Raw genomic sequence first — 4,306 nt, 5'->3', positions numbered from 1 at the left:
GTCACTCTGTATGACGCGGCGACCCTCGCGCTCCATCCGAACGAGCTGCGGCGATACCTGATCAACGATCGGACGCCCGGTCTGAAGACCAAAAGCGACGGGTCGATCGACCTGCGTATCCAGCATGCGCGACCGAGCGAGGCGGCCAACTGGCTGCCAGCGCCGGATGGGCCATTCTACTTGGTCGTCCGCTCCTACCTTCCGAAGCCGGAAATGATCTCAGGCGGCTGGCGTCCGGAGCCCGTCTTCAGGCTCAAACCCGAGAGATCACATTGATGCACTGGCCCATCGTCTGAGATGCGCCACATGAACAAGCCGCTCGCGCGGTGGGACTAAGGCCCGCCATCCGACGGGCCTTCTCGTTTTCGCTCTAAAGCCGACGATTGGACTCCGCCCGTAGCGGCGGCGCAGCCCGAACGCCTTGTATTCGGCTAGATGCCGCCCTTCGAATCCCCTGTGCAGAGGTGCTTGCCGCTCGTAGCGCGCTCCAGGACGACCGGCAGGCGCCGCAGCTGGCACATGGCGTTGTTGTCGATCCAATCGTCGGGTCCATCGACCCGCCGGATCGTCAGCCCCGACTGGAGCACCGCCTCCACAAGGCTCTTGGCCATGAGGGTGGCGGCGAACCGGCCAGGGCAAATGTGGGCCCCGCCGCCGAACGACGTGGACCCCTGCTGGGACCGCGAGAGATCGAAGGTGTCAGGATCTGGGAAGGCGGCGGGATCACGACCCGCGACGCCCCACATGATCATGACGTGCGTGCCTTTGGGGATCAGGTGGCCGTCGTAGTGGATGTCATCGTGGGCAAAGCGATTGAGATGGATCACCGGTGGCTCGAGGCGCAGGCACTCGCTGACCGCTGCGGCGACCTTGTCCGGCGACGACCGCAGTTCCGCCAGGACCTCGGGGTGGCGTAGCAGGGCATAGATCGTGTTCGTCGCGGCAAGCGCCGCCGTGTGAAAGCCGTCGAAGAGGTTGCCGGCGAGGAAGGCGCCGGCGGTCCGGGGAACATACCCGACGTGGTCCAGGTCGTCGGGAATGTCGACGGCAGCCAACTCCTCGGCGATCTTCGCCATGACGGGACGGGCGCCGTTCCGGTCCGACGCCTGTTCGACCGTGGCCCTGTAGACCTTGGCGGCCGCGTCGGCCTCGGCGACGGACTCGGGCGTCTGCCGCAGGAACAGCATCGGCGTCATCTTGCGGGCCTCGGCAGCCGCGCGGAGCGCCTCTTCGTCTGTCATGCCGATCAGACCGCCCCAGTAGCGGCCGATCAACGGCTCGGCGACGTCCCGGACCAGGTCGATCGGCGTCCCGGTCGGAAGCGCCTCGAGGATGCCCGTGGCCAGGCTGCGGGTTGAATCGGCCAGCGCCGCCGTCGGCTTAGGCCCGATCTGGTTGAGCAGAATTCGGCGGAGCACCGGATTGAGCGGCGGGTTCGTGCTGAAGAGCTGGTTCTTGATCAGGTCGGCCATCGCAAACCCGACCGGCGGCTCTTCGGGCGGCGGGCCGGCGAGCATCCCTCCGAACATCTGGGCGGGCGCCAGCGTCGTGAGCTGAGGCACCGTCGCCATGGCGCGGAGATCCGCGTGCCGGAACATGACCAGCGCCCCGCGTTCGCTTCGGAGAAAGCGAGGTCCGTCCGACTGGAAGACGTTGGCGCAAAAGCGCCGGTAGGCGCCCCGCCCACCGTCGTAGCCATAGTCGGCCAGCGACGGCAGCGCCCCGACATCCAGGACCTCGGGTGTGGCGGTCGTCGTAACATCCGACATGTCGCTCTCCCTCGCTTGCTGCCCCTGACGCCGCGGTTCGTCGTCCGACATCGCTCTAAGGCGGCGCGGCTCCATATCATAGCATTTACTATTACAACACGTCTCGGTGGCCATGCCGATGAGGGAGCGCGCGCCGAGGCGGCGCGCCCTCGGCAGGCTTCTGGAACACCACGAAGGGCTCGATCTCCCGGATGCTTGCGGCCGCGTGGATCTACGCCTTTCCCCTCGCCCGGACAGCCCAACATGCTGAGTCGCTCAGGCCAGACGCACGGAATGACGCGATGAACTCGGACGCCCAACGCTCGGAACCGGCTCGCTTTGTCGTCCGCCAATCCATCCGCAGGACCAGGCTTCGCCAAATGGTCCCGCTGGCCGACACGACGATCTATGAGATGGAACAGCGCGGCGAGTTTCCGCGCCGGTTCAACCTCACCCCGCGATGTGTCGCCTGGGATCTCGCGGAAGTCGAGAATTGGCTCCTGGCGCGCCGGCAGGCGTCCGACGCAGGCGAGGTCACCAGGGCGCCGGCCCCCGACGTCCGGCAGCGGCGCGCGCGGCACGGGCAAGCTAGGCCGCTACCGTCAACGCTACCGCCATCCCCTATCGCTGACAGGCGATAGAAGGCGATAGTCTCAGAATTATTTCACTAATCGTTTCAGTAATTTAAGGCGACGAGTTGATCGCCTTCGATGGCCTCTATTCCCACTCGATCGTGCCCGGCGGCTTGGACGTGACGTCGTAGACGACGCGGTTGACGCCGCGGACTTCGTTGATGATGCGGGTGGCGCAGCGGCCCAGCACGTCCCAGGGGAACTCGAAGAAGTCGGCGGTCATGCCATCCGTTGACGTCACAGCACGAAGCGCCAGCACGTGCTCGTAGGTGCGCGCGTCACCCATGACGCCGACGGTCTTCACCGGCAGCAGAACCGCGAAGGCCTGCCAGATGGAGTCGTAGAGACCGGCCTTGCGGATCTCGTCGAGGTAGATCGCGTCGGCCTGCTGGAGGACGGCGACCTTCTCGCGGGTGATCTCGCCGGGGATGCGGATGGCGAGGCCCGGGCCGGGGAACGGGTGGCGGCCCACGAACTGCGGCGGCAGGCCCAGTTCGACGCCCAGGACGCGGACCTCGTCCTTGAAGAGCTCGCGCAGCGGCTCGACCAGCTTCAGCTTCATGTAGTCGGGCAGGCCGCCCACGTTGTGGTGGCTCTTGATGACGGCGGAGGGGCCGCCGCGGGCCGAGACGCTCTCGATGACGTCCGGATAGAGGGTCCCCTGGGCCAGGAAGGCGGCCCCTTCGATCTTGTGCGCTTCCTTGTCGAAGACGTCGATGAAGAGCCGGCCGATGGTCTTGCGCTTGGTCTCGGGGTCGGTGACGCCCTCCAGCTCGCCCAGGAAAAGATCAGACGCATCAACGTGTACGAGCGGGATGTTGTAGTGATCCCGGAACATGGTGACGACCTGGGTGGCCTCGTCCTTGCGCAGCAGGCCGGTGTCGACGAACACGCAGGTGAGCTGCTCGCCGATGGCCTCGTGGATCAGGACCGCGGCCACCGAGGAGTCGACGCCGCCCGAGAGGCCGCAGATCACCTTGGCGTCGCCCACCTGGGCGCGGATCTTGGCCACCTGCTCTTGGCGGTACGAGGCCATGGTCCAGTCGCCGGAGAGGCCGGCGATGCGGTGGGTGAAGTTGCGCAGCAGGAGCGCGCCGCGCGGGGTATGGGCCACTTCCGGGTGGAACTGGATGCCGTAGAAGCGGCGGCCCTCGTCGGCGATCATGGCGAAGGGGCTGCCGGCCGAGGTGGCGATCACCTCGAAGCCCGGCGGGATGGCGGTGACCTTGTCGCCGTGGCTCATCCAGACGGTCTCGGTGTGGCCGAGCTCGCCCAGGCCTTCCAACAGCGGGCTCTCCTTCTGCACCTGGATTTCGGCGCGGCCGAACTCGCGGTCGTGGCCGCTCTCCACGGCGCCGCCCAGCTGGGCGCACATGGTCATCTCGCCGTAGCAAATGCCGAGGACGGGCACGCCCAGCTCGAAGATGCGCTGCGGGGCCGATGGGCTGTCGTCCTCGTGCGCGCTGGCGGGTCCGCCGGACAGGATCACCGCCTTCGGGGCGAAGGCGTCGAGCATGCCGTCGACCTTGTCGAAGGGATGGATCTCGCAATAGACGCCGCTCTCGCGCAGCCGTCGCGCGATCAGCTGGGTCACCTGGCTCCCGAAGTCGACGATCAGGACGCGTTCGTGGTGGGCTTCGGTCATGGGAGTCCGTTCGGAGAGGTGCGGGGCGCGCTCAGGCTCATGCCTGCTTCTCCAGCACGGCGACGTAGAAGCCGTCAGTGTTGGAGGTGCGGGGGGTGAGGCGGAGGTCGCCAGCGGGCGTGAGGAAGGGTTCCAGCTCCGCGGTGGCGGCGGCGGGCTTCCGGGCGAAGCCGGGGTGGCGGGCGAGGAAGGCTTCGACGCGGTCCTCGTCCTCCTCGGGGAGCACCGAGCAGGTGACGTAGATGAGGCGGCCGCCGGGCTTCGTGAAGCGCGCGCCGTCG

Annotated in this window: 4 protein-coding genes and 1 pseudogene; 2 read left to right on the top strand and 3 right to left on the bottom strand. The window is 67.3% G+C overall.

Translation table 11 applies throughout. The features are described from left to right. On the top strand, positions 1-276 hold a 276-nt coding region (locus VGD44_RS06045), incomplete at its 5' end, for a DUF1214 domain-containing protein (protein ID WP_331084925.1). Between the two features lie 155 nt (positions 277-431). Here VGD44_RS06045 and VGD44_RS06040 read toward each other — a convergent pair. Further along, on the bottom strand, positions 432-1,769 hold the full coding sequence (locus VGD44_RS06040) for a cytochrome P450 (RefSeq protein WP_331084923.1): 1,338 nt from the start codon (positions 1,767-1,769) through the stop codon (positions 432-434). Between the two features lie 281 nt (positions 1,770-2,050). Here VGD44_RS06040 and VGD44_RS06035 point away from each other — a divergent pair, with 281 nt between their 5' ends. Beyond that, positions 2,051-2,389 (top strand): helix-turn-helix transcriptional regulator, encoded by a 339-nt coding sequence (locus VGD44_RS06035; RefSeq protein ID WP_331084920.1) that lies wholly within the window; start codon positions 2,051-2,053, stop codon positions 2,387-2,389. Between the two features lie 76 nt (positions 2,390-2,465). Here the strand turns inward: VGD44_RS06035 and guaA are convergent, their stop codons facing one another. Both guaA and VGD44_RS06025 read right to left on the bottom strand, forming a co-directional pair. Then, positions 2,466-4,025, bottom strand: a complete 1,560-nt coding sequence (gene guaA, locus VGD44_RS06030; RefSeq protein WP_331084918.1) for a glutamine-hydrolyzing GMP synthase — start codon at positions 4,023-4,025, stop codon at positions 2,466-2,468. A gap of 37 nt (positions 4,026-4,062) precedes the next feature. Next, positions 4,063-4,306: pseudogene (locus tag VGD44_RS06025) on the bottom strand (MFS transporter); the annotation flags it as partial.

The organism is Phenylobacterium sp. (assembly GCF_036402295.1).
Taxonomy (GTDB): Bacteria; Pseudomonadota; Alphaproteobacteria; order Caulobacterales; family Caulobacteraceae; genus Phenylobacterium.
The sequence above is the reverse complement of the archived record's forward strand: the minus strand, read 5'-3'. Positions and strand labels throughout refer to the sequence as shown.